28 protein-coding genes and 1 tRNA gene are annotated in these 24,107 nt (G+C 69.6%); 11 read left to right on the forward strand and 18 right to left on the reverse strand.

All coding sequences use genetic code 11. The features are described 5' to 3' along the window. The first annotated feature begins 40 nt into the window (after positions 1-40). The 7 genes from AB1046_RS18440 to AB1046_RS18470 all read left to right on the forward strand — a co-directional run bounded on the left by AB1046_RS18440 (position 41) and on the right by AB1046_RS18470 (position 7,850). Entirely contained in the window at positions 41-1,516 is a 1,476-nt protein-coding gene (locus tag AB1046_RS18440; RefSeq protein WP_369370747.1) for an ATP-binding protein, read from the forward strand. A gap of 49 nt (positions 1,517-1,565) precedes the next feature. Next, positions 1,566-2,309 carry a dTMP kinase gene (tmk, locus tag AB1046_RS18445; protein ID WP_369370748.1) on the forward strand — a complete coding sequence of 248 codons (744 nt, stop codon included), beginning with the start codon at positions 1,566-1,568 and terminating at the stop codon, positions 2,307-2,309. After that, the gene (locus tag AB1046_RS18450) at positions 2,306-3,442 is read left to right on the forward strand and encodes a DNA polymerase III subunit delta' (RefSeq protein WP_369370749.1); all 1,137 of its coding nucleotides are present in this window, start codon (positions 2,306-2,308) and stop codon (positions 3,440-3,442) included. The genes tmk and AB1046_RS18450 overlap by 4 nt, the downstream gene beginning before the upstream one ends. 144 nt (positions 3,443-3,586) lie before the next feature. After that, positions 3,587-5,257 (forward strand): enoyl-CoA hydratase-related protein, encoded by a 1,671-nt coding sequence (locus tag AB1046_RS18455; RefSeq protein WP_369370750.1) that lies wholly within the window; start codon positions 3,587-3,589, stop codon positions 5,255-5,257. 114 nt (positions 5,258-5,371) lie between these two features. Continuing rightward, a complete protein-coding gene (locus tag AB1046_RS18460) occupies positions 5,372-6,040 on the forward strand; it encodes a hypothetical protein (protein WP_369370751.1) in 669 nt (222 codons plus the stop codon). Positions 6,041-6,103: 63 nt separating this feature from the next. After that, the gene (locus AB1046_RS18465; protein ID WP_369370752.1) at positions 6,104-7,645 is read left to right on the forward strand and encodes an alpha/beta hydrolase; all 1,542 of its coding nucleotides are present in this window, start codon (positions 6,104-6,106) and stop codon (positions 7,643-7,645) included. Between the two features lie 132 nt (positions 7,646-7,777). Then, positions 7,778-7,850 (forward strand) — tRNA-Thr (locus tag AB1046_RS18470). Positions 7,851-7,996: 146 nt separating this feature from the next. On the opposite strand, the gene AB1046_RS18475 is transcribed toward AB1046_RS18470, so the two are convergent. From AB1046_RS18475 to AB1046_RS18540, 14 genes are all read right to left on the reverse strand, one after another. After that, positions 7,997-9,037, reverse strand: a complete 1,041-nt coding sequence (locus AB1046_RS18475) for a tyrosine-type recombinase/integrase (RefSeq protein WP_369370753.1) — start codon at positions 9,035-9,037, stop codon at positions 7,997-7,999. Further along, complete coding sequence (locus AB1046_RS18480) at positions 9,034-9,270, reverse strand: helix-turn-helix transcriptional regulator (protein ID WP_369370754.1); 237 nt, start codon at positions 9,268-9,270, stop codon at positions 9,034-9,036. The genes AB1046_RS18475 and AB1046_RS18480 overlap by 4 nt, the downstream gene beginning before the upstream one ends. 170 nt (positions 9,271-9,440) lie before the next feature. Beyond that, complete coding sequence (locus tag AB1046_RS18485; protein WP_369370755.1) at positions 9,441-10,724, reverse strand: hypothetical protein; 1,284 nt, start codon at positions 10,722-10,724, stop codon at positions 9,441-9,443. Beyond that, a complete protein-coding gene (locus AB1046_RS18490) occupies positions 10,724-11,503 on the reverse strand; it encodes a hypothetical protein (RefSeq protein WP_369370756.1) in 780 nt (259 codons plus the stop codon). Before AB1046_RS18490 ends, AB1046_RS18485 begins: the two co-directional genes overlap by 1 nt. Then, positions 11,500-11,730 carry a hypothetical protein gene (locus AB1046_RS18495; protein ID WP_369370757.1) on the reverse strand — a complete coding sequence of 77 codons (231 nt, stop codon included), beginning with the start codon at positions 11,728-11,730 and terminating at the stop codon, positions 11,500-11,502. Before AB1046_RS18495 ends, AB1046_RS18490 begins: the two co-directional genes overlap by 4 nt. Then, positions 11,727-12,143, reverse strand: a complete 417-nt coding sequence (locus tag AB1046_RS18500) for a hypothetical protein (RefSeq protein ID WP_369370758.1) — start codon at positions 12,141-12,143, stop codon at positions 11,727-11,729. Before AB1046_RS18500 ends, AB1046_RS18495 begins: the two co-directional genes overlap by 4 nt. A 17-nt stretch (positions 12,144-12,160) precedes the next feature. Then, positions 12,161-12,727 (reverse strand): hypothetical protein, encoded by a 567-nt coding sequence (locus tag AB1046_RS18505; RefSeq protein ID WP_369370759.1) that lies wholly within the window; start codon positions 12,725-12,727, stop codon positions 12,161-12,163. A gap of 140 nt (positions 12,728-12,867) precedes the next feature. After that, positions 12,868-13,239 carry a hypothetical protein gene (locus AB1046_RS18510; protein ID WP_369370760.1) on the reverse strand — a complete coding sequence of 124 codons (372 nt, stop codon included), beginning with the start codon at positions 13,237-13,239 and terminating at the stop codon, positions 12,868-12,870. Positions 13,240-13,273: 34 nt separating this feature from the next. Then, on the reverse strand, positions 13,274-13,600 hold the full coding sequence (locus tag AB1046_RS18515) for a hypothetical protein (RefSeq protein WP_369370761.1): 327 nt from the start codon (positions 13,598-13,600) through the stop codon (positions 13,274-13,276). 1 nt (position 13,601) lies between these two features. Continuing rightward, complete coding sequence (locus AB1046_RS18520; RefSeq protein ID WP_369370762.1) at positions 13,602-14,717, reverse strand: hypothetical protein; 1,116 nt, start codon at positions 14,715-14,717, stop codon at positions 13,602-13,604. 2 nt (positions 14,718-14,719) lie between these two features. Beyond that, the gene (locus AB1046_RS18525) at positions 14,720-16,966 is read right to left on the reverse strand and encodes a hypothetical protein (protein WP_369370763.1); all 2,247 of its coding nucleotides are present in this window, start codon (positions 16,964-16,966) and stop codon (positions 14,720-14,722) included. After that, positions 16,963-17,157: a hypothetical protein gene (locus AB1046_RS18530; protein ID WP_369370764.1), complete on the reverse strand. Its 195-nt coding sequence runs from the start codon at positions 17,155-17,157 to the stop codon at positions 16,963-16,965. Before AB1046_RS18530 ends, AB1046_RS18525 begins: the two co-directional genes overlap by 4 nt. Positions 17,158-17,168: 11 nt before the next feature. Beyond that, entirely contained in the window at positions 17,169-17,495 is a 327-nt protein-coding gene (locus tag AB1046_RS18535; RefSeq protein ID WP_369370765.1) for a DUF6284 family protein, read from the reverse strand. Between the two features lie 67 nt (positions 17,496-17,562). After that, positions 17,563-17,817, reverse strand: coding sequence for a hypothetical protein (locus AB1046_RS18540; protein ID WP_369370766.1), 255 nt, complete (start codon positions 17,815-17,817; stop codon positions 17,563-17,565). Positions 17,818-17,952: 135 nt separating this feature from the next. Here AB1046_RS18540 and AB1046_RS18545 point away from each other — a divergent pair, with 135 nt between their 5' ends. The 3 genes from AB1046_RS18545 (at position 17,953) to AB1046_RS18555 (ending at position 20,337) form a co-directional block, all read left to right on the forward strand. Then, entirely contained in the window at positions 17,953-18,801 is an 849-nt protein-coding gene (locus tag AB1046_RS18545; RefSeq protein ID WP_369370767.1) for a GntR family transcriptional regulator, read from the forward strand. Further along, complete coding sequence (locus tag AB1046_RS18550; RefSeq protein WP_369370768.1) at positions 18,798-19,481, forward strand: HAD family hydrolase; 684 nt, start codon at positions 18,798-18,800, stop codon at positions 19,479-19,481. The genes AB1046_RS18545 and AB1046_RS18550 overlap by 4 nt, the downstream gene beginning before the upstream one ends. Before the next feature lie 181 nt (positions 19,482-19,662). Further along, a complete protein-coding gene (locus tag AB1046_RS18555; RefSeq protein ID WP_369370769.1) occupies positions 19,663-20,337 on the forward strand; it encodes an NYN domain-containing protein in 675 nt (224 codons plus the stop codon). Positions 20,338-20,799: 462 nt separating this feature from the next. On the opposite strand, the gene AB1046_RS18560 is transcribed toward AB1046_RS18555, so the two are convergent. Next, entirely contained in the window at positions 20,800-21,180 is a 381-nt protein-coding gene (locus AB1046_RS18560; RefSeq protein ID WP_369370770.1) for a hypothetical protein, read from the reverse strand. 128 nt (positions 21,181-21,308) lie between these two features. Further along, on the reverse strand, positions 21,309-21,707 hold the full coding sequence (locus tag AB1046_RS18565) for a nuclear transport factor 2 family protein (RefSeq protein WP_369370771.1): 399 nt from the start codon (positions 21,705-21,707) through the stop codon (positions 21,309-21,311). A gap of 445 nt (positions 21,708-22,152) precedes the next feature. Between AB1046_RS18565 and AB1046_RS18570 the strand changes: the two genes are divergently transcribed. After that, positions 22,153-22,605: a MarR family winged helix-turn-helix transcriptional regulator gene (locus AB1046_RS18570; protein WP_369370772.1), complete on the forward strand. Its 453-nt coding sequence runs from the start codon at positions 22,153-22,155 to the stop codon at positions 22,603-22,605. On the opposite strand, the gene AB1046_RS18575 is transcribed toward AB1046_RS18570, so the two are convergent. Together AB1046_RS18575 and zapE are read right to left on the reverse strand one after the other, a co-directional pair. Next, complete coding sequence (locus tag AB1046_RS18575; RefSeq protein ID WP_369370773.1) at positions 22,574-23,047, reverse strand: DUF2809 domain-containing protein; 474 nt, start codon at positions 23,045-23,047, stop codon at positions 22,574-22,576. The two genes, AB1046_RS18570 and AB1046_RS18575, sit on opposite strands and share 32 nt — an antisense overlap. Next, positions 23,037-24,104: a cell division protein ZapE gene (zapE, locus tag AB1046_RS18580; protein ID WP_369370774.1), complete on the reverse strand. Its 1,068-nt coding sequence runs from the start codon at positions 24,102-24,104 to the stop codon at positions 23,037-23,039. The genes AB1046_RS18575 and zapE overlap by 11 nt, the downstream gene beginning before the upstream one ends. Positions 24,105-24,107: the final 3 nt, after the last annotated feature.

The raw sequence follows: 24,107 nt of genomic DNA on the forward strand, positions 1-24,107 counted from the left end.
TCCAGTTATAGTAACTGGAGTTGCAATAGATGGAGGGCGCGTGAGCACCACCCGCAAGCCCGCCGCCCTGAGTGGCCGCGCGCACGAATGGCGAGTCCTGAACCGCTTCGTAGGCCTGCCCGACGACGGCGCCCGGCTCGGCCTGGTCTACGGGCGCCGTCGCCAGGGCAAGACCTTCATGCTCGACCTGCTGAGCAGCTCTACCGGTGGCTTCATGTTCACCGCGGCGCAGCAGTCGAGCGCACAGAACCTGCGGATGCTTGGGGCCGCGTACGCGCGATTCCTCGGGATCGGCGATCCCGTCAGCTTTGCGTCCTGGGAGGCAGCCTTCGATGCGCTCCTTCGCCTCGGGGAGCGCCGTGACGAGCCCACCGTGGTGGTGCTCGACGAGTTCCCGTTCCTCATGGAGACCGAGCCGTCGCTGCCGTCGCTGCTGCAGATCGGCATAGGCCCGACTTCGAGCGCCTTCCGCTCAGGCAAGACACGCCTTGTCCTGTGCGGCAGCGCGCTCACCACCATGCGACGGCTCCTCGTCGGGACTGCCCCACTGCGTGGTAGGGCAGTACTCGAGCTCGTCGTCCCTCCGTTCTCCTTCCGCGAGGCGGCGGCCTTCTGGAGCAACACCGATGACCCCGACCTCGCGTTCCGCGTCAACGCCCTGCTCGGCGGCACCCCGGCGTACAAGGACATGAGCGGTGGTGTCCCGACGTCATCCGACTTCGACGAATGGGTCGCGGACGGGCTGCTTGACCCGGCGTCGGCCCTCTTCCGCGAGGGCAACGTGCTGCTCTACGAGCAGCCTGGGCTGACCGACCTCGGTCTGTATTTCTCGGTCCTCGGGGCTGTGGCGAACGGTGCGGCCAAGCGCAGCGAGATCGCCGGCATCCTGGGCCGACCGGACACTGCGCTGGGTCATCCGCTCGCCGTGCTGACCGAGCTCCAGCTCCTCGCACGCACTGAGGACGCCCTCCGCGCGCGCCGTCCGGTGTTCCGGATCAGCGAGCCCGTCATCCGGTTCCACCACCTCGTGATCCAGCCACGTGAAGCGACCCTCGCAGCGCACGGCGGGGCTCGTGTGTGGTCGGATGTCGCGGACACCGTGGCGAGCAAGATCTACGGTCCACACCTTGAAGACCTGGCGCGGGAGTGGACCCTGACCCATGCGGTCGCCGAGTCGCTGGGCGGGATCGCGAACAAGGTGGATTCCGCGGTGGTCGCATGTCGTGAGCACCGGGCTGGTCACGAGATCGACGTCGTCGCCATCGAGGACCTTCCCGGCGAGAAGGCCCGGGTGCTCGCGATCGGCGAGGTCAAGGCCACCGAGAAGCTTGTCGGTGACGGCGAGCTCACCCGCTTGGCGCACCTGCGCGACCTGTTGCCATCCGAGAAGCGGGCTGACCAGGTACGGCTGCTCCTCTTCTCGCGCACCGGATTCACCAAGGAGCTCGACGCGACGGCCCGGACGCGCGACGACGTCGAGCTGATCGACCTGGCACGCCTGTACACGGGGGACTGAGGCTTCGGTCCAGCCGGTCGATGTCGGTGGGCGCGGTTAGGGTTGCGGCGTGAACGCACCGGGCTACTTCATCTCTTTCGAGGGCGGCGAGGGGGTCGGCAAGTCGACGCAGCTCCGCCTCCTCGGCGGCTGGCTGGCCGACCTGACCGGCCGTGAGGTCGTGCTCACGCTCGAGCCCGGGGGCACCGCGCTGGGCAAGGAGCTGCGGGCGGCGGTCATGCACGGCCAGGACATGGGCCCGCGGGCCGAGGCGCTGATCTATGCGGCGGACCGCGCCCACCATGTGGAGACCGTGGTGCGGCCCGCGCTGGAGCGCGGCGCGGTGGTGATCACCGACCGCTATCTCGACTCGTCGATCGCCTACCAGGCGGGTGGCAGGGACCTGTCCGACGCCGAGGTGGAGCACCTCTCGCTGTGGGCCACCAAGGGCCTGCGGACGGACGTGACGATCCTGCTGGACCTCGATCCGGAAGCCGCCGCGGCCCGCCGTGCAGCGGCCGAGGGCAAGGGTGAGCTGGACCGCCTGGAACGCGCGGGCCTGGAGTTCCACACCCGGGTCCGGGACACGTTCCTCCAGCGCGCCGCGGCGGACCCGGAGCGCTGGGTGCTCCTCGACGCCTCCGCTCCGGTCGACGACATCCAGGGGCAGATCCGGGTGGACGTCGCGGCCCGGCTCGGCCTCACGCCGGTCGTCGTCGAGGCCGGGGAGCTCGCCGAGGCGGGCGGCTTCGCCGAGACCGGCGGTTATGTCGAGGCGGGCGGGCGCGCCGCCGTCGGCGAGGACCCCTCATGACGGTGTGGGACGACGTCGTCGGGCAGGAGTCCGCCGTCGCCGCACTCCAGAATGCCGTGGCCAACCCGGCAGCGATGACGCATGCGTGGCTCGTGACGGGACCGCCCGGATCGGGCCGGTCGGTGGCCGCGCGGGCCTTCGCGGCCGCGCTCCAGTGCCCGCAGGGCGGCTGCGGTGTGTGCCAGGCGTGCACCACAACCATGGCGGGCACCCACCCGGACGTGACGCTGCTGGCCACCGAGAAGGTGGTCATCGCCATCGACGAGGTGCGCGACCTGATCATGACGGCGTCGCGGTCGCCGTCGGGCGGCCGGTGGCGCGTCATCGTGATCGAGGACGCCGATCGCATGGCGGAGCGCACCACCAACGTGCTGCTGAAGACCATCGAGGAGCCGCCGCCGCACACCGTGTGGGTGCTGTGCGCGCCGTCGGCCCAGGACGTGCTGCCGACCATCCGGTCCCGTTGTCGCGCCGTGGTGCTGCGGGTCCCGCCACCGCAGGCCGTCGCCGACCTGCTGGTCCGCCGCGACGGGGCCGACCCGGCCGTGGCGCTGAGCGCGGCCCGCGCGGCCCAGAGCCACGTCGGCCTGGCGAAGCGGCTGGCGCGCGACGCCGGGGCGCGCGAGCGGCGCACCGCCGTGCTGAGCATCGCCCGGCGTATCCGCGGGGTGGGCGACGCGGTGCTGGCCGCGGGCGAGCTCGTTGACGTCGCGAAGGCGGAGGCGGTCTCGGCCACGCAGGAACGGGACGCGGCCGAGAAGGCCGAGCTGCTGCGGGGCCTGGGGGTGGCCGACGGCGAGACGCTGCCGCCGCGGCTGCGTTCGCAGCTCAAGCAGCTGGAAGACGACCAGAAGCGACGTGCCACCCGGCATCAGCGCGACGTGCTCGACCGCGCGATGGTCGACCTGCTCTCCCTGTACCGGGACGTGCTCGTGGTGCAGCTGGGGGCGGAGGTCGACCTGGTGAACGCGGAGCTCGCCGAGACGGTGCGCTCGCTCGCCGCCGACTCCACCCCGGAGCAGACGGTGCGCCGGATGGACTCGATCGGGGTGGCCCGGACAAGGCTGGACGGCAACGTCGCGCCCCTGCTCGCGTTGGAGGCGATGGCGATAGCACTGCGCCCGCAAGGGTGACCGCCGGCCGATATGGTCCCGCGCCTGTGAAGATTTCGCACGGGTGACGTTGAACCACTGAGGCACATTGTCCCGATTGCCGTCCCTGGCTAGAGTGCGGGGCGCCCCCAGAGCTTTTCCGTGCGACAAGGAGTCCACCGCCCGATGAGGATCCTCCTGCTGGTTTCTGCCTTCAACGGTCTCACCCAGCGGGCTTGGTGTTCCCTGCGGGAACAGGGGCACGATGTCGGTGTCGAGCTGGCCCCGACCTTCGAGTCGGGCGCCGCGATGACCAGAGCCGTTGAGCGCGCGGACCCGGACCTGATCCTGGCTCCGTTCCTCAAGCACCGCGTGCCCGACACGATCTACAACCGCTGGCCGACCGTCATCGTGCACCCGGGCCCGGTGGGCGACCGCGGGCCGTCCTCGCTCGACCACGCGATCCGCGACGGCCGCGACCGGTGGGGCGTCACGGCCCTGTCGGCGGTCGAGGAGCTGGACGCCGGCCCGGTGTGGGCAACGGCCGTGTTCGACATGCCCGACCAGCCGATCGCCAAGAGCGCCCTCTACAACAGCCGGGTCGCGGACGCGGCGATGGCCTGCATCGGCGAGGTGGTCCGCAAGGTGGCCGACGGCGAGCGGCCCATCCCGGCCGAGGCCTGCCTGCGCATCGTGCCCGTCGACGGCGAGCTGCCCCTCCTGCGCCGCGAGGACTTCCGCATCGACTGGAGCCGCCCCGCGACCGAGCTGGAACGGCTCGTCGCGGCGGCCGACGGCGCCCCCGGCGCTCCCGCTGGGGTGAACGGTCGATCCATCTGCGTGTTCGACGCCGTGGCGTCGCCGGAGCACACCGGCGCGGTGCCTGGCACCGTGGTGGGCCGCAACCTCGACGCCGTGGCGATCGCCTGCGGCGTCGGCACGCTCTGGGTCGGCTATGCCGCCGAGCTGAGCGGCCGCCGCGGCGCCAAGCTGCCGGCCGCCCAGGTGATCGACGCGAGCAACGCCCCGTTCCGCCGCATCCCGGACGCTCTGGCGGAGACGACCTACGTGCGGGACGGCGCCGTCGGGTACCTGACGATCCGCTCGTACAGCGGTGCGATGTACACCGAACAGTGCCGCCGCCTGACCAGCGCCGTCGAGAAGGCCCTCACGGAGGACACGCGGGTGCTCGTCATCAAGGGCACCGAGCACGCGTTCTCCAACGGCATCCACCTGGGCACTGTCGACGCGTCGCCTGACCCGGCTGCCGAGGCCTGGGACAACATCTGCGCCATCGACGAGCTCTGCCTCGCCATCGCGACCGCGGAGCAGCTCACGGTGGCCGCGTTCACGGCGAACGCGGGCGCGGGCGGTGTCATGGCCGGGCTCTGCGCGGACGTGACGCTCGCACGTGAGGGCGTCGTCCTGAACCCCTACTACGACATGGGGATCTACGGCTCCGAGCTGCACTCGTGGAGCGTGCCGGCACGGGTGGGGGACCACCGCGCGTCGCTGCTCCTGAACCGCAAGCTGCCGATCTCGGTGGCGGAGGCGGCCCGCATCGGGCTGATCAGCGCCGTCGGGCCGCGGGAGTGGGGCGAGTTCACCACCTGGCTGTCCTCGGCCGCTCAGGGTTACGAGGAGCCCGCCACGCTCGGCTGGATGCTCGCCGCGCGAGCGGAGCGCCGGGCGACGGACCGCCCGCTGTCGTACTACCAGACCATCGAGCTGGCCGAGATGGCGCGCGACTTCTTCGACGACCGCAACGCCTTCTCGGTGCACCGCCGGGCCTTCCTGCGCAAGACCGCCGCGGACGCGACGCCGGAGAAGCTGCGCTTCTCGACGGCCCGCGTCTGAACTGCCGATCTCCGGACGGACTGCAAGAAATCACCCACTCGCCACATGGACTGGGGTAGCGGGGCGCAATCCTGCTGCCCTGCGCTGAGGTCAGGCGAGTGGAAGGATCTGGGTATGACGATCAGGCGGATGGACCGGACCGGTGTGACCACGCGGAACTTGGGGCGTGCGACAGCGACAGCCCTGGGCCTCGGCTTGACGGCGGCGCTCGCGCTGTCGGGATGCGCGCAGTCGGACGTCGGCGGGACCGGAGGGTCCGCTGCGGACTCGTCGTCCACCACGTCCCCGACCCCCGAGGAGAGCGACACGAACAGCCCCAGCCCCAGCCCGACGGACAGCGCAGGAGAGGACGGCAGGCTGCCGGACGCCGCGGACATGGAGGTCGCCGCAGGCAGCTCCGGGCGTGGTCTACCGCCGGGCGTCGAGGGCAGCACGGAGTCGAGCGTCGGGGTCGCCTGGGCGCCCGTGGACGGTCTGCTGTACGTCGTGACCAACGGATCCAGCTCGTGCCCGACGTTCGCTGAGCCCGAGGCGACCCTGGGCTCGGGTGATGGGAACGGACGCGTCGCCGCCGAGAACGGCGTGCTGACCGTGCAGTTCGAGGAGCCGAGCAACGGCATCTGCACCATGGACTTCGTGCCTACCACCACTGTCGTCGAGGCGCCCGCGGAGTCCGACACCGGTGCCCCGATCCCGGTCGTGCTGGGCGACCTGGGCCAGGTCGAGCTGCTGCCCCGAGAGGCCGAGGGCGAGCCCGGTCCGGTCGCGTGGCTCGACTCGTGAGGGTCGCGTGACGGTTCCCCAAGGGGTAAGAAATCTACCGAGCACTACCGGTAGGTTGTCCGGGTGATTCGCCCCGCCCGCCGTCGTCAGCCTGCGGCCGTCGTCGCCACGCTGCTTACCACCGTCCTCCTCCTCGCCGCCTGTGGTGCGCCTCCCAAGGTGCAGACGGCGCTGGAGGACGTGGGTCAGTCGGACGGCTCGGCGACGGAGGGCGCCCCGGAGGGGTTCGAGGACTATTACGGCCAGTCGCTGGAGTGGACCGAGTGCGGTGAGGGCTTCCAGTGCGCCACCGCCTCGGCCCCCCTCTCCTGGCACGACGCCGGGGCGGGCAGCATCGAGATCGCGCTCAGGCGCATCCCCGCTACGGGGCAGCAGGTGGGGTCGCTGCTGGTCAACCCGGGCGGGCCGGGCGGTTCGGGAGTCGACTTCGTGGGCGATCCGGCGCGGTTCGGGCAGGCGCTGCGCTCGTCGTTCGACATCGTGGGCTTCGACCCCCGCGGGGTCGGGCAGTCGACGCCGGTGACCTGTTACGACGACGCGGGCAAGGACGAGTTCCTCAGCACCGACTACCCGTACACCCCGGCGGGCATCGCCGACCGGGAGGACGCGGTCCGGGCCTGGGGCGAGGCCTGTGCCGCGAACACCGGCCCGCTGCTGGGGAACGTGGACACGCAATCTGCCGCGCGCGACATGGACATGCTCCGGGCCGCGCTCGGCGACGACGAGCTCAACTACCTCGGTTACTCCTACGGCACCCAGCTCGGCGCCGTCTACGCCGGTCTGTTCCCGGGCCGGTCGGGGCGCCTGGTCCTCGATGGCGCGCTCGATCCCACGCTGGAGTCGGACGAGGTGGCGCTGCAGCAGGCCGAGGGCTTCGAGAGCGCTCTGCGCGCCTACGTGACGGACTGCCAGGCGGGCGCCGACTGTCCGCTCAGCGGTGACGTCACCACTGGCCTGCAGCAGATCCAGGCCCTGGTCGAGGACGCGGAGCCCAACCCGATCCCGACGTCGTCCGGGCGCGTGGTGACGAAGAAGCTCGCCTTCTACGGCGTGGCCGTGACGATGTACGACGAGGCCTCCTGGTCGTTCCTGACGCAGGCGCTGACGGAGGTCCTCCAGGAGGGCACCGGCGACGACCTGCTCTACCTCGCGGACGTCTACAACGACCGCAACGACGACGGCACGTTCCGGTCCAACAGCGAGGAGGCGTTCCGCGCGATCAACTGCGCTGACTCCCGCGCGGTGGAGGACATGGCGACGATGCAGGAGCTGGCAGCCGAGATCGAGGCGGCGGCGCCCACGCTCGGCGAGTCGTTCGGGTACTCCGGCGTCGAGTGCACGGACTGGCCCTACCCGCCGGCGGAGCAGGAGTTCGACCCCGCGGCAGAGGGCGCGCCGCCGATCGTCGTCATCGGCACGACCAACGACCCGGCGACCCCGTACCGCTGGGCCGAGTCGCTCGCGGAGACTCTGTCGTCGGCGGTCCTGGTCACGTACGAGGGCGAAGGCCACACGGCATACGGCCGGTCGAACACCTGCATCAGCGGCGCCGTGGAGGCCTACCTGGTGGAGGGCACCGTCCCGGAGGACGGCCTCACCTGCTGACCTGCCGGCCTGCTGATCACCCGGATCCGGGCGGTCGAGGACGTCACACGGTTTCGCTTTGGAACCTGGGCCGTCCATTGGGTACAGTGATGCCCGCTCGCCCATCCGGTTCTGCCGGGTCGTGGTGTGTGCGCCGCCTTAGCTCAGTCGGTAGAGCGTCTCACTCGTAATGAGAAGGTCGTGAGTTCGATTCTCACAGGCGGCTCAACCAAGGAATCCCCGCTTGACCAGGGCATACGCTCTGGTCAAGCGGGGATTTCTGCTTACCTCAGTAGTCGTTCCCGGCGGGGCGTGCCCCCCTGGTGCCCCCCCGGGGCTCAAAAGGGGAGCCATGAAGGGAGCCATTGCGCCTTACAGGTCGTCGTTCAGGCGGTCCAAGCCTGCGACGTCGGCGCCTGTCCCGAGGAAGTGCAGGTACCGGTTCGTCGTGGCGATGGACTCGTGACCGCACCATGCCTGCACCGTTCCGGGGTCGACACGCCGTGCGAGCCAGAGGCACGCGGCGGTGTGCCGCAAGTCGTGCAGGCGACGGCTCTGTCCGGTCTTCTCCCAGTCGAGCGTACGCAGCGTGGCCGTTCGCCAGAGCTGCGCTCCGCTTGACGTTGTGAACAGGAGCTCGTGCGGCGCCTTGCCATGAGCGAGGTCGAGCACGATCGGCAGGACACGATTCGCCAGCGGCACACGGCGCATACTGCGGCCCTTGGTCGCCTTCACCGGAACACCCTCGGGCTGATTGCGGCGGACCATGAGGCCGGGCGTGGGAACCTCCATGACATTGGCGACCTGCATCGCACGCAGCTCGCCCCAGCGCAAGCCTGTCCAGCCTTTGACGAGCATGATGTCCGCTAGCCGCTTGTCTTTGGCGGACCACGCGAGATAAGCGGTCTCCAACTGCGCCTCGGTGAACGGGTCCATCTCGTCCACCTCATTGGAGCCTTTCGGCACCTTGACGGCGGTGACGGGGTTCACCGCGATCAGCTTCTCGCGCACGCACCAGGCGAAGAACGCCGACAGGCTCGCCCGGTACCGCACGACCGATGACTCCACCAGGCCATCGGCCAGCAGCTTCTCGAAGGAACGCGCGACCTCACGATCCCCAACTGCCGACAGGTGTACGTTCTGCATACTCGCGGGCATCAGGCGCGTCAGGGCCTCGTCCGCCGCATAGGTCTTCTGCGCAACGGTGATCCGGCGGACGGCCAGCCATCGGTCAAGCACCAACCGCAGGCGTTCCTTGCCCGCCCGGGGATCGACTCCGCCCGCAAGGACTGCCTTCTCTCGACGCAACCAGCTCTGCGCCTCGGTCTTCGTGTCGAAGATCTGAGAACCGATATCGACCCGGCCGTCCTTGAGCTTCGCGCGCCACCTCTTGCCGTGCTTGACGACGCTCATGCTGCCACCTGCTTGAGCCAGGCCGTCACGTCTTTACGGTCGTAGCGGGGGAGTGAGGACGAGAGCCAGTGGACGCGCGGACCCTTGCCCTTCATGCGCCAGCGGCAGACTGTCGAGGGAGCGACCTTGAGCCAGGCGGCGACTTCATCGGTCGTCAGGAGTTCCTCGGCGAGAGGTATGGCGGTGATCGTAGGTACGGTCTCGACATAGACAGGCGGGGTGGAGGTTGCCATGACACGTCTCCTTCCGGGCGGTTCGCGGGGTACGGCGGGTGGTGGTCCGAGCGGGTCAGCCCTGGCATTTGCCAGGGCTGACGTGCCAGGCATGAAAAGGGCGGTTGACCTGCTGTTTCATGCCTGGCATTTGCAGCCCTGGCAGCCCTGGCAGATGCCAGGGCTGCGGGTCACTGGCGCAGCCGGAGCATCGTTCGGGGCTGCCCCCGGTACACGTCGTCAGCCCGCTCGACGAGGCCCCGGGCGATGAGCGCGTCAGCGGCGGCCTCGAAGTAGTCGCGCAGGTTCTTGCCCAGTGCCGACCGGACAGTGCTCGATGGGACGGGGTCGGTGGTGAGCCGGGTCAGGATCTTCTCTGCGGTGCGGCGGACGACGGCGTCGTCCTGGTGCTCGTCGAACGCGGCCCGGGCCTCGGCCCGCTCGCGGACGGCGTGGGCGGCGTCGGCGCGCAGGGCTTCCCGCATCCGGTTGCGTGTGTGGTCGGAGACGCTCATGACGTAGTCGGCCAGGCTCCAGTCACTCTCGGTGACGTCGGTGCGTCGGGCCAGCAGCGCGAGCAGTGCGGCGACCTTGAGCCGCACGAGGGACTGCTGTCCGTTGTCGTCGGTCAGCTCCTCGCGCAGCCGGGCGCGGCGTTCGGCTTGGAGTCGGGCCTTGATCGAACCGGCCACGTTCAGGTGCACGCGGCGTGGCTCGGTGCACAGAACCGGGCTGGTCCAGGTCAGCGGTTCGGGGGCTGGCGGCAGCTCGTCGGGTGCGCCGGGATCTGTGGCGGGCATCCACAGGAACCGCTGGGGCGTACCCCCGGCGGCGTCGTCGAGTAGCGGCCCGGCCTTGCGGGGCTGTACTCCGGCGACGAGCGCGGCCCGGTAGGAGTGGGCGGGGACGATCTTGCGGCGGGTGGCGTCGGCGTTCTGGAAGCCCAGGCCCTCCCCGGTGAACATCTTGCGGACCTCGGACGCCAGGGTGGATGCCTTGCGGCCGACGAGCGCGGTAAGGGTGTCTACCTCGGGCACGTCGAACCACACGGAGTGCACGGCGGGGGTGTCCTCGCCGTCGTCGTCGGTGTCGGTGAACACGTGTGCCATGCCCTCACCAGACCCGAGGGGACGTTCCACGATCAGGCGGCCACCGCCGGGCGGGATGCTGAGGACTCCCTCGGCGGCGCGGGTGGCGACTCCCTTGCCGACGCCGGACGGCGCGACAAGGCCCACGAACAGGTTGAGGGAGGCGACGGCGGAGGCGTCGTTGCCCAGGGGCGGCAGGACGACGACGGGCGGCACCGACAGCGCGACGCGGGCGAGGGTGCAGCCCAGGACGGCCCAGGGTGAGGCCATCGCGGCGCGGGCGTACTGCCGCACGGCGGCGAGCTCGGGGCGGGCTTCCCAGAACACTGACTCGGGGTCCAGGTCACCGGACTCGGTGGTGTGCAGGTCGGTGGTCGTGGCGGTCATCAGGCCACCGCCTCGGCGTAGGTGCGAACCGCGAGGATCTGGGTGCCGACGTGCTCGGTGAACGCGGGCGGAATCGACTCGAACAGGCCCTTCCACGTCATGTCGTGCTCGATCCCGAGCAGCCGCTTCACCACGGCCTTGTCCCGGGGCACGTACCCGCCGTGGCGGACGAACTTGGCCTCGTACTTGTCGCGCCGCGCTCCGCCGTACGCCCCGGCGACCCACTGGTGAGCGGAGTGGTCGCACGGTCGCGGCGCGGTGAGCGGGGTGTTGGTCTCGAACAGGCGCTGCCGCTGCAGGTGGATGGTCACGCCATCGGTGTCGATCGTCCGCAGGTCGAACATGCAGCCGCACAGTGCGACCGGCTCGACCATCTCAGGACCGGCGTCCTTGACGTTCTCGATCACGTACGGCAGACCGGTCAGGATCACGAGAGCGCGCACGTCGGGGATGAGCTTGGGCCAGGCGGTGACCTTGCCCGCGTTGCCGCGCGTGTACCCCTGGCACGGCGGGGACGCGTGGATCGCGTCGAAGTCCGCCAGGCCCAGCAGCTCGACGGTGCCGTCAGGGTGCGTGAACGGCAGCCGGTGCCCGGCCAGCAGCAGCTGGAGCGCGGTCAGGGCGTCCATGCGCAGGAACGGGAACGGGTAGCGCGGCTGGGCCACGAGGTCGATGCCGTAGGAGTCGTACCCGGCGCGGTGGTAGCCGGTACCGGCGCCGCCCTGGCAGCAGAACAGGTCCAGCACGCGCGGCCTGCGGAACGTGGTCAGGGTGCTCATCGGTCGGCCTCCTCGTCGTTGTCCAGCTCGGTGTTCAGGTCGTCCAGGCAGGTGGTGCCGTCCCAGGGGTCGAGGTCGTCGGGGTCGTCGTCCCACGGGCCTCGGTTCCACACGTCGTGGCATCCGGCGCACACGTGGTCGCCCACGTGCTCTGGCGGTTCGAGGCAGTCGTGCGGGCCGTTGTTCGCGCCGCAGTGCCTCGCAGCCGTGCTCAACGAGCGGGTCATGAGCGGGCTCCCTCGGTGTCGAGGCGACGCCACGTGGCAAGCGGCGTGCCATCGTCGTCGGTCATCGCGGCGGCCCCGTCGATCACCTCGTCGGTGAGCCACGCGACGTCGGACACCGTGCGGGCGTAGAGCCGCTCGACCTTCGGGAAGATCCACCGCCAGGTGATGCGGCGCATGACGAACGTGTCCAGGTCCACGACCGCGAGCAGGTCGCCCACGGGGCTGGTCTCGACGCGCACGGGGTAGGTCCCGGCCTGGGCCTCGGAGAGCTCGTAGCGGCGGCGCTGTCCGTGCTGGGCGGGCCAGTAGCACCAGCTCGTGTGGGTGCGGTGCACGTCGAGAACGAACTCCTCGACGTGGCGTGCGGGTCGTGCCGGCCGAATGGTCAGGTGGTGGCGGGTGGTGTTCCTCATGGCGGTGTCTCCCTCGGTCAAGCGGCGGCAGGGGTGGCACTGATGGCGGGTGCCGTGGGCCGGTCGGGTGAGCCCGTGGCGACGACGACGGCGACGGCGTGGGCGCAGTGCCGCTCGGACTCGGGCCAGTTCGCTGGGTACACGTGCCCGATCGCGGTGTGCATCGGCCAGGCGCCGTTCTGCCGCAAGATCTGCCGTTGCCGTGCTGCGCGAGCACGCTCGACGGCGGCGCCCTCGGCAAGGCCGCGCTGGACAGCGGCGCTCTTGGCCTCGCGGGCGCGTTCGTCGTCGTTCGCGGCGCGGCGGTTGCACAGCTCGTCGTACGGAAGCCGGTTCTGTGCCAGGTCGGCGCGGACCCGCGCCGAGTGTGCGTCTGCGGCGGCCTCGGCCTCGACGTCGAGCTGACGGCGAGCGGCCTCGATCCCGTCGGCGTGCCCGGCGTCGTAGCCCTCCTTCCAGGCGTCCCGGGTGCCGAGCGTGGTCCCGACGTGCTCGCCGGTCTCGTAGCCGTCCAACCACCCCGCAATGAACTGCGGGTCGTAGGTGCGACCGGTGGCGGTCGGTGCGGCTGTGGTGGTGGTCATGGAGTCGTCCTTCCTGTTCAGCGGCCTGTTTTTGGCATGGAGGGGGTAGGGGCACGGCGGGTAGCGGTAGCGGCCCGCCGTGGCCTCAGCAGTGCGTGAGGTGGGGGTTTCGGGGTGCGCCCAGGGGTGGCGCTACCCCGCTACTTCGTTGGAATCACGCCATTTCCGGCGGTAGCGGGGCCGCTACCGGTAGCGGGGCCTCCGCTACCGTTCGCCGGGTGCTCGACCAGTGCGGCGGGGGTGGTGGTGGCTACCTCGGCGGGCATCGGCCCAATGGCGATCCGGACCATGAGCGAGACCAGTGCGGCGGTGAACGCGGTCACGGCGACCACCGCGGCGAGTGAGGCGACCAGCTCCAGCCCGAGGGCCGTGGCGGCGACGGTGAGGGCCATCGTCACGACGAACACGGCTCCTGTGCGGCGGATGGCGCGCTCGACGGCGGCGATCAGCTCGCGGGCGTCGCGGACCAGGTCGGCGTACTCGGTCGGGCTGAGGTTGTCGTTGCGGTTCACGGTTCCTCCTGCGGGTGACGAGGTGTGGTGCGGGTCAGGCGGCGGTGTGCCAGTGCTCGGGCAGTTCCTCCCTGTCGGTGGCGTAGAGCCGTTCGGCCCACGCGGTCTCGAATGCCTCGACGGTCAGCCGGGGCCGGGCGGCCCAGAACTCGCGCAGCTCCTCCGAGGCGTACGCGGCGGCGAACGCTCCTCCGGCGAGGAACAGACGCTCCTCACTGACTCCGGCGGCTCGGCCGCGCGGGTTGAGCAGGACACTGTTGGTGGCGTCGTAGGCGGAGGCGATGTGGGCTTCCAGGTAGTCGCCGTACTCGTACCGCATCGCGGCCCACTCGCGGGCGGCGCGTTGGAAGATGGGCGACATGTCACGCCTTGACCACGGCGAGCATCGTGGCCGTGTCCGGGGTCCAGTCCGGGATCGGGTCCGGGATGGTGTCCGGGGTGTTGTCTGTGCCGCGCGCCTCGGACAGCAGGCGGCGCGCGGTCCGGTCGGTCACGTGGTGTCCGGCCTCGGACAGGGCGGACAGGGCGTGGCGGGTGGTCGCGTCCGGGTTGCTGGTCAGCAGGTCGGACACAACTTCCTGCCGGGCGGCGCGGTCGTCGTCGGACGGTCGCGCCGGGCGGACAGAGCGACGCGGCGCCGGGCGGACAGCAGCCCGGACACGAGGCGTGTCCTGTCCGGCCGCCGGGGTGGCGGACAGTCCGGCCATGTCCGCCAGCTCTGCCCGGACAGACTCGGCGGCGCGGTCGGTGTAGTCCGGCCCGGACACGGCCGGGGCGGACACGAACCCGGCGACGCGGTTGTTGGCCTCGACGTGCAGGCGGGCGACGTCGGTCACGGCGTCCGCGACGGCGCCCAGCGAGTCCAGCCACTCGACGGTCCGGGTCCGCATCTGGGCGGGCGGTACCGACTTGAGCGCGACGGCACGGGCCTGACGGCGCCGGGCCTCGGCCTTGGCGATGGCGCGTCGGGCGGCGGGGGTGCCGTCGTCGGCGGCGTGTGCCCGGACAGCGTCCTCGGTGGTCAGGAACAGTGCGTGCATCCGCATGGACTGCCGCATCCCGGACCAGGACGCACCGGACGCGAGGTGGCGGTCACCGATCAGGGCGAGGTGCCACATCAGGGCGGCCAGCAGGGGCACGATGAACCGGAACGCGACCGCGCCGGCCGGGTGGCCCATGTAGACCTCGTGGATCGCGGCGAACACCCCGGAGGCGGACGAGAGGATCCAGGTCAGGGCGAGCAGCGTCCCGCCGGGCCGGTTGTCCCGGGCCGCCTCACGCGCCAGCAGCGCGACCGTGACGAGCGAGAGCTCGAACACGCCAGCCGTGGTGTACGCGGTGACGGGGTCCATGCCCAGGACGTCGACGCCGAACCCGACCATCGCGAGGTAGGCGGACACAGTGCTGATCAGGGCGACGGAGACGGCGCCGCCCAGGACCAGGCGGCGCGAGCCGCTGGGTGTGGTGTGGGTGCTCATGGTCAGTCCTCCTTGGACTCGTCGGTGAGGGTGGTGAAGTCGGGCAGCTCGTCCGACAGAACGGCGATGACCTCGTCGCGGACCAGGCCCTTGCGGACGGTGTTCGCTCCGGCGCCGCGCTTGACGTTCTTGGCGGCCACGCCGTGGCGCTTGGCGGCGGCGTTGACCTGCGCGGCGTCCCAACCCGCGTAGAGGGCGGGCTTGGACTCGGCCAGGCGGGCGGCGAGTTCGTCGGACCAGACCTTGCCCGTGGGCCACTCCGGGTCGTTCTCAGGCCACACCGCGAGCAGGTGGTCCAGGATCGTGGAGTGGTCCAGGTCGGCGGGCTCCTCGCCTGCGGCCATGCCGGTCAGGCGTCCCTGGGCCTCGCGGATCGCACGGGCGCGGTCCGCGATGGTCTCGGCCATCGGGGCATCGATGTAGGCGCTGCGCACGATGATCGGGTCGTCGCCCTCACCGACCAGGTAGGCCACCCCACGGTCCTTGCGCGAGAACGTGGTAGCCGAGAAACCGGCCCCGTACGACCCCGGGCCGAGGATCATGTTGTTCACCGCGGCGTCCATGACCTTCAGCGCCAGGCGCAGCCCGGCGTTGGACGACACGGACTTGGGGATCGACTTGTCGTCGGGCCGCTGGGTGGCGTGCCAGACCATGATTCCGGCGGCCGGGCCACGCCGGACCAGGTCCTCGAAGATGGCCCGCAGCTCCTTGCCGTACTGCGGGTGCTCGTACATGACCTGGGTCTCGTCGTAGGCGGCCATGATCGGGTGCAGACTCAGCGACTTGTCCGAGGCCAGCTCGTCGGTCACCTTCCCCTCCGGGCACCGGGGGTCGCCCGCGAGGGTGGTCCGGATGACCTTGTAGCGGCGCATCATCTCCTTCTGCATCGCCTTGGCGTCGGCCAGCAGAGCGGCCATGTCCTCGGGGTCATCGCCGGAGCGGTAGTAGTGCGCGACCTTGGCCAGCGGTGCCAGGTCCGCGCCGCCGCGTAGGTCGTGCGCGTGGATCTCCACACGCGGGTCCAGGGCAGCGGCGAGCAGCAGCAGGCGCAGCGTGAACGTCTTGCCCATGCGCGGAATCGAGCCGATGATGCCCGCGACGTACATGAGCGTGGCCTCGACGACCTGCCCGCGCGGGTCCACCCCGAGGGGGATCGGGTTGAACAGGTTCGCGGTGCCCTTCTTCGCCAGGGGCCACTCAGCAGGCTTGGACTCGCTCAGCGATCGGTCCGCGACGTACAGGATCAGGCGGCCCTCGTGGACGTCCGGGTCGCCCTCGGGCCACACGCACCCGATCGGGCGGCGCAGGCCCGAGGCGAGCTGCGAACGCCGCTCCGTGACCTGCGCGGCAGTCGCGCCGGGCGGCAGATCGATATCGGCACGGAACCCGGCGCCGTCGCGCACGATCGACAGGAACCGGATGGCCTTGTCGTCCTGCCGCACTCCCTGGTTGACCGACCCCAGGCGCAGCGCCAGCAGCGCCTCCTTGATCAGGTCACCGGTCAGCGGCGGGATCTTCGCCGACGACGTCGCGTTGCCCGCGATCTTGGCCTCACGGTTACGGCCGACGACGCCCAGCACCCCGAGCGCCACGGCGGCGGTTGCGGCCTGCCAGATCGGGTCGGCAGCCACGGCGACACCAGCGACGGCGGCCGACGCCGCAGCGAGGCCGAACACGGCCAGGGCACCACGACGGCGAGCCTGCGAGCGGGCCTCGGCGCGCACCTTGAGGAACGCGGCCGGGTCGGACTTGGTCGAGACCAGCAGCGCCCGGCGCACCTCGACGTTCTCCGAGTCGGCCGCCCACCGCCACACGGCGGAGGTGATCCGGCCCGCGCCGATCGGTGCACGACCGGCCAGGCGGAGCGCGTACAGCGGCAAACGGACGCCGTGATAGGCGCACACGTGGGTGGAGAAGCCCACGGCCCATCGGGCGGTGGCCAGGAACGCCTCACGCGACTTGAGCCAGTCCGGCAGCACCGCGCGCCGGTCGGCCGGACGCTGCTCGATCACCCGGGGTGCCTTGGGGGCAGGCGCCGTCTCGGGCTCGGTCGGGGCGTCGATCACCTCGCCCGTCAGCACGTTGTCCTCGTCGAGCTCGGCGCCGTCCGGCTCGACCATGGCTGTGCCCTGGTCCAGCCCGTAGGCCTCGACCTCGCGACCGGGGCCGTAGACCATGGCCGACAGCGTGGCGTCGTCGGGCAGCCCGTCATCCGGGGTGCCGGGCATGGACTCGTTCGGGGTCGTCATGCGAACAGACCCCCGAGCCAGGTGGTCAGGTTCGTGACCATGGCGACGGCCCAGCCGCCGAAGATGGTCCCGCCCAGCAGCATGCCGGTGATGACGTGGATGACATCGGTGATGCCGGAGCGCACCTTGCCCTTGATGAAGCAGAGGCTCAGGCAGACGAACAGAAGCGTGGAGGCGGCGAGAATAGTCATGTCGGTTCCTCTCAGGCAGTGCGGGTGGCAGGACGGATGACGACCCGGCGGGCCGTGGACAGCGGGTCACCCGGCGCGAACACCGGGGCCGTAGACGCGGTGCGGTTAGTGCTGGTCTCCACAGCCGTTCGCATGGCGACGTTCAGCGCCAGCACCGCGCGGCGGTGAGCCCTGATCGCGACCTCGTCGGACGACATCGCCAGGCGGCACTCGGCGTCCACCACGGCGACCTCAGCGGAGATGACCGGTTCCTCGGCGGCGATGGCCGCGAGGTCGGTGAACGACGGCTCGACGTCGGAGACGTCAAGGGCGGTGTAGGTCTGGTTCAGCGAGCCCATGCGATCACCGCCCAGCCGAGCAGGACCGCCGCGAGAACGGCGTACAGGACGACGAGAGCGGCCGGGATCATCGGTTGCCCCCGGTGCTCTCGTCGTCCTGCTCAGCGGCGCGGGCCGCGTTGTATGCCGTGCGCATGGTGGTCTTCAGTTCCTCGGCACGGGCCGACATCTCCAGCGCCTCGCGGCCGACCTCGGCGGTGCCGTCGTCCTCACGGCCGTGACCGTGAGTGATCAGGGTCCGGGCGGCCGCACCCAGTGCGTGAGCGGCCTCGAACAAGTACTGACGCGCTGACTCCAGCGCCCCGGTGCGGTACCTCGACATGTCTCACCTCTCGATTGGGCTAGGCTGGCTAGCCATTTGATCCAACGAGTGGAGACTTGCATAGGCTGGCTAGCCATGTCAACCCAAACCCGAAAGTTGGCTGACTTGGCTGTCCAAGCAGGTACCGTGGAGCACATGAGCCTTCTCGACCCTGACGACCCGCGTCCGCCCTACCAGCAAGTCGCGGCGGCACTCCGCGCCGCGATCCTCACGCGCACCATCGCGCCAGGCGACAAACTGCCGTCCCAGAAAGAACTGGGAGAGCGCTACGGCGTAGCGCGTATGACCGTTCAGCAGGCACTACGCATCCTCAAAGACGACGGGCTCGTGACGTCCCGGCAGGGGAGTGGGATGTACGCACGCGAGCGGACCGAGCGACCCGTTGGGCTCCGCCCACATCTCGAAAAGGCCTTCGAAGAGGACGACGTCCGGATCGACTTCGTGGGCTACACCGCCGAGACACTCCACGGTGCAATCGCGGAGCCGCTCGACAAGATCCGGACAGGCCGCCTCACGCCCAAGTCGATCCATCTGCGGCTCCTGGTGTCGGACATGACCGCGCGGCTGGCGCTGCCAGCCGCGACGAGTGGAGACGACGACGAGAGCGCCCGAACCCGACAGCGCATGGCAGATATCGGCGCACGGCACATCAGCGCCGTCAGAGACTCAGTGCTCGAACTCGCAGACCTCGAACTCGTCCCCACAGTCACGGTCGAGACCCGATCGTTCGGCTCCGCGCCGGTCTTCAAGGCGTACGTCATCAACGGCGATGTCGCCTTCTTCGGCTTCTACCCAGTGGTCACACACGACGTCAGGGTCAACGGCGAAAAGGTCAGCATCTTCGACCCGATGGGCAAAGACGCCGTCCTCTTCCACTACACCGACGACGGCGACCCGGAGTCGATCGAGTCAACGTTCGTCGTGCAGGTCCGCGAGTGGTTCGACAGCGTCTGGAACAGCGTGGCGACAGAGGTGACTCAATGACCGATGCCGCACAGCTCCTCAACGAGGCGGCCGCCGTACTCCTCGACTTCGACGGCCCAGTCACACCGCTCATGCCCGCGCCGGCCAACATGCACGCCGCCGACGCGGCCCGACAGGCGCTCACCGCCCACGGCGCCGTCCTGCCCGGCGACATCGCGGTGACGTCGGACCACCTCGCTGTCATCCGCTGGGCCGGGACGCACGGACCAGAAGCCCTCGCCGACGTCGAGAACGCATGTACAGCCGCAGAGATCGACTCCGCCCGGACCTGCACACCCACGCCCGGTGCGCACGAGCTCCTAGCCGCTCTCCACGCCACTGGAACGCCGGTCGTCATCGTTAGCAACAACGCCGCAGAACCGATCCACGCCTACCTCGAACGCCATGGCCTGACGGCGTACGTGCGCGACGTCGTCGGGCGCCCATACCTCCGCCCGGACCTCATGAAACCTGACCCGCACACCGTGCACCGCGCACTGACCATTGCGGAGGCCAGCGCGCGGCGCGCGGTCCTCATAGGTGACTCTGTGTCCGATATCGAGGTGGCCAGGGCAGCAGGCGTCCGCTCTATCGGATACGCCAAGACGCAGCAACGGGGAGCGGAGTTGCGCGAGGCTGGCGCGGACGCCGTTACGGACAACATGGCCAGTCTCACCAGCGAGAGCGGGTCACGTCGCTGAGCCGGTTGGACCCGCCATTGATCCCCAGTGGCGCACCCGAAACCGCCACGGCAACCCCCATCACGCCGACGTGGGGCCTCTTTCATGCTCTGGCATGGACTCGCGGGTGAACATGGGTGCTTCTGGGGTGATTGTCATGGCGCATCCTGGGTGAATGGCTGTTGCCGAGTAGGCTCTGTGCATGTCATCGAAGGGCCGTGCGCGGGTGTATATCGACGGGTTCAACCTGTATTACGGCGCGCTCAAGGGCACGAAGGAGAAGTGGCTCGACCTCTCGTGCTGGAGCGCCATGCTGCTCCCTGGCTACACCGTCGACCGCATCGTGTACTGCACCGCACGAGTCTCACCGCGCCCCCATGACCCCGACACGCATGTTCGCCAAGACGCGTACATCCGCGCCTTGGCGACACTGGCCAACGTCCATGTCATTGAGGGTAAGTTCAACGTGTCGAAGCCTTGGATGCATCGAGTTCCAGGGGCTAAGTGCGACTGCTGCGGGGGACTCGTGGCAGCGTGCGCGTGCTGCTCCAACGACAGCGTGCAAGTCGTGAAAACTGAGGAGAAGGGCTCGGACGTCAACCTCGCGGTGCAGTTGGTCTCGGACGGCTTCCAGGACCTCTTCGATACTGCATTCGTCGTGAGCGACGACTCCGACATCCAGCCCGCGGTAGATGTGGTCCGTGGCCAGCTGGGCAAGCGCGTGGTCGTCGCTGATCCGCGGAACCGTCCGCATCCATCACTGGTCGGGGACGACCGCCGCAAGATTCGCCGTCCTGCGCTTGAGCAGTCACAGTTCGCGAGTCCAGTGATCGACGCAGTCGGCAGGGAGATCGCCCGACCTGCCGGTTGGGGATAAGCAAAGAGCCAGATCCCCGAAGGGATCTGGCTCTGGCCCCGCCCACCGAAGTAGTGCGGGTGTGTACCTACAAGATAGGCAGTGTTGCGAACTACACGCAAGTGTTCACACGGGTGAAGCCAGGTGAAGCCAGTCACCCGGCCAGGGCTGGCCACGACAGGGCGGGCCCTGTCTGTCGGCCCATGCCGAGCTGCCGATGTAGGCCAGGCTAGCGTGCCCCCCTGGTGCCCCCCGAGAATGAAATCGGAGGGAGCGGGTGCACTCGATGCACTGAGAGTGCACCCTGTGGATCCGGCTCTCTGGGGTGGAGAACTCGCTCGTAATGAGAAGGTCGTCAGTTCGATTCTGACAGGCGGCTCCACAGAAAAACCCCGCTTGACCAGGCCAAACCGGCTGGATCAAGCGGGGTTTCTCGTTGCCTAGGAGGCGCCTTCTCCGGCCTGGGTACTCCCTAGGTACCCATCACTGCTGGGTTCCGCTCTGCGGCTCGCCCGGCGCGTCGATGACGACGTAGAGGCTGACGATCTGCTCGTCGCGAACTAACAGCACATCACGACCTGAAGCGATCGCTGCTTCTCCGGACGGGCCTAGCGTCCACGCATAGGTGACCAGGTCTTGTGCGACCTGAATGGGTCCGGATCGAGAGATCCTGGTGCCGGGCAGCTGCGTCTGGAGGGCAGAGATCGCTTGTTCCATACCGCCGCGGCCCTCGTATGCGCCTTCGGGCTCGCCGATGAAGACCTTCGGTGAGTAGGTCGCCGAGATCAACTGCTCCCGCGTGGCGCCTGCCGGGGAGTTCCAAGCGTCGAGGTGGGCCCCGACGAGGTTTTCGAGTGAAGCCATTGGTTCATCCCTTCGTGTGCTCGTGCCGCAACGGCACGAGACTCATCTGGTGTCTGGATGGGGTATCCAGCGGGAGCGGTTGGGCAGTCACCCGTGCGCTCGGTCATAACCTGCGGGCCGACATGGGATCAGACCATCGGGTTTCCGTTGATGGATTCGGTCGACGGCACCTCGGTCTGGACGACATCCCAGTGCTCCACGATGCGGCTGTCCTTGAGCCTGAATATGTCGACGATGACTACCGGTTCCGGGGCCCAACCGAGTACTCGACTGTGTGTCATCACCAGGTCGCCCTGAGCCGCGATGCGAGCAGGGGTCCACGAGAACCCTGCAAGTTGTGGGGCGACAGTGCGGAGTCCCTCGAGCCCATTGGGCATGGTGGGATTGTGCTGGACGTAGGGCTCGCCCAGTAGCGGTCGACCGCGCTCGAGTCCTTCTCCGCGAAAAGTTCCCGCATTGCGGTGAGCGCGATCTGGGTGTTGCGCTCCTCGAGCGTGCCCCCTTCGGGGTTGTCGGTCATGAGGCATCCTGGATGACGCCGACGAGCCGGTAGAGCTGGCCCTCGACGGTGACGTTCGAGTAGAGCTTGCCGCTGTCGAAGTCCTCGATATGCGACACGGTCGCTCCCCGTTGCCTCGCGCCAGGAGTTCAGGAAGACGCCTGGGCGGATCTCGTGAAGCTCGATCGCGACGTGCTCCGTGTGCCCATCAGGGGCCAGGCCGCCGCCGCTCTCCACGACGAAGGTCGCCGAGTCGCTGCTGTCGAAGGTGTACCGGATCTGCAAGGTGCCGAGATCGAATCTGTACGACTTGCCAACCGGGGTGAAGGGCGGGGACGCGGACACGAGGTGCTCCTTGCCTTGGGGCGCCGGACGCGTCCGACAGTGACTTGAACATTCAAGTCACTCGATGTGTTCCGCGCAAGCCCTATGTGGTTTTCTTGGGATCACTCAGGCCGGATTCGAGGAGCCCGATGCTCAACGAAACAGAGAGTCGAGCCTGGCGCAACGTGGCCATGATGCTCCACCTCGTAGAGACGATGCTGGAACAGCAGGTGCAGCGGGAGGCGGGGATCTCCCATGCCCACTACAAGATATTGGTACTGCTGAGCGAATCCCCCGACCACACTGTGCAGCTCAAGACGCTGGCGCAGACACTGCAGTTCTCGATCAGCAGGGTCTCTCATGCGGTCACCCGGCTCGAAACACTCGGCATGGTCGCGCGCTCACCGGCCCCACAAACGGGCAAGGTCTTTCAGGCGACGCTCACCGGGGCCGGCCTAGACGTGCTGAACCGGGTGAGGCCGATCCAAGCAGAAGCGATTCGGCGACACATATTCGGACCGCTGGCCGAGGGCGAGGTCGAGAGGCTGGATCAAGATGCCGCCGCTATCGTCAGCGAGCTGACTCAGCTGTGGCGGCCCTAGCTGCTTGCATCAGCACTGCGCGGGCTGTTCGGTGCAACGCCCACCCCAGCGCCGCGCCGACCGCGTAGAACGGCAGGTCGGGCGCGTTGAAAGTGGTGCCGAGCACCAGCCGGGCGAGCGTGCTGTGCGTGCCCAGTTCGGCGGGGATACCGGTGAGCTGGAAGAGCTCGACGGCGGCGCTCACCACGAATGCCGTCACGGCGGCCACCCACCCGCGCGTGCGCGGCGCCACCACGAGCACGAGCCAGAAGATCAGCAGCGCGTAGAGCGCGTCGCCCGCGTACTTCGCCAGGTCGCCGTCGAGCACCGACCGCACGGACAGCCCGGCGGCTACCGTCACCACGGCTGCGAGGGCGGGGCCCACCCGGCGTCGCAGCCTCGCCCCACGCCGCGTCTCGGCGTCGAGCGGGAGCGACGGTCCGCCAGATGTCTCAGCGTTCATGCGCACCGCTCAGCGGCGCTGCCTGCCAGAGCTGCCGCAGGCGGCTCGTCGCGCGGACCAGGTCAGGCGGGGTCGGCCGTCCGGCGGACACTGCCAGCACCTCGGCCAGCGGACCCGGCGCCGTCACCACCAGCGGCAGGTCCCGGTCGTAGAGCACGTCCACGAGGCTCACGAACCGCTGCTGCGTGCTCACATGGCAGTCGGTGAACGGTACGACGTCGGACACCACCCACCGGCCGAACCGCTCCGCCAGCGACAGCAGGTCCAGCGCGGACACCGGCGCGGCGCAGAGACCGACAAAGTCGAACCACACGGAACCGTCGGACGCCCGGAGCGCACGCACGCTCCGGCCACCGCTCAACGGAACGTCCACCGCCTCGCCCGGCGTCGGCCGGACCAGGCCCGCTTCCGCCAGATCGCGCGCCGAACCCGGCACCAGCACCGACCCGACACGCCAGCCCGGAGTGACCGGGGCGGCGTCGGGCACGCGCAGCTGGCGGTAGTCCACTGGACCGTCCACCTCCAGCACTTGCAGCGACGACTCCAGCAGGGCGATGAGGGGCTCCGCGAGCTGGTGGAACAGCGGGTCCGGGAGCAGGCCCTGGGGCGGATAGTTCGACGTCGCGACGAGCGTCACTCCGCGGCCGAGCAAGGTGCGCAGGGCGCGGGAGAGCAGCATGGCGTCCCCAGCGTCGTGCAGGTGGAGCTCGTCGAAGCAGAGCACCCGCGTGTCCCCGAGCAGCGCGTCCAGCGCGCGGTCCATGGCGTCGGGTGTGCCGGTGCGCGCCCACAGCTCCGTGTGCAGCACGCGATAGAACTCGTGGAAGTGGAAGCGCGGGCCACCCGCGAGGCTGTGGAAGCGGTCCAGGAGCCAGGTCTTGCCGCGGCCCACCGGACCCCAAAGATACGCGCCGTGCCCGACGGCGCTGGGCCGGCGCCCGACCCCCGTGCGTATGGTCTCCAGCAGGCCCTCAAGGTGCTCCGCCGCGGCCAGCTGCGCTGGGTCGAGCACGTACCCCGCGGCGCCGGCGGCGTCGCGGATCGGCGTGGACGGCATGCG

Origin of the sequence: Promicromonospora sp. Populi (genome assembly GCF_041081105.1) — a bacterium.
In the GTDB taxonomy this organism is placed as follows: domain Bacteria; phylum Actinomycetota; class Actinomycetes; order Actinomycetales; family Cellulomonadaceae; genus Promicromonospora.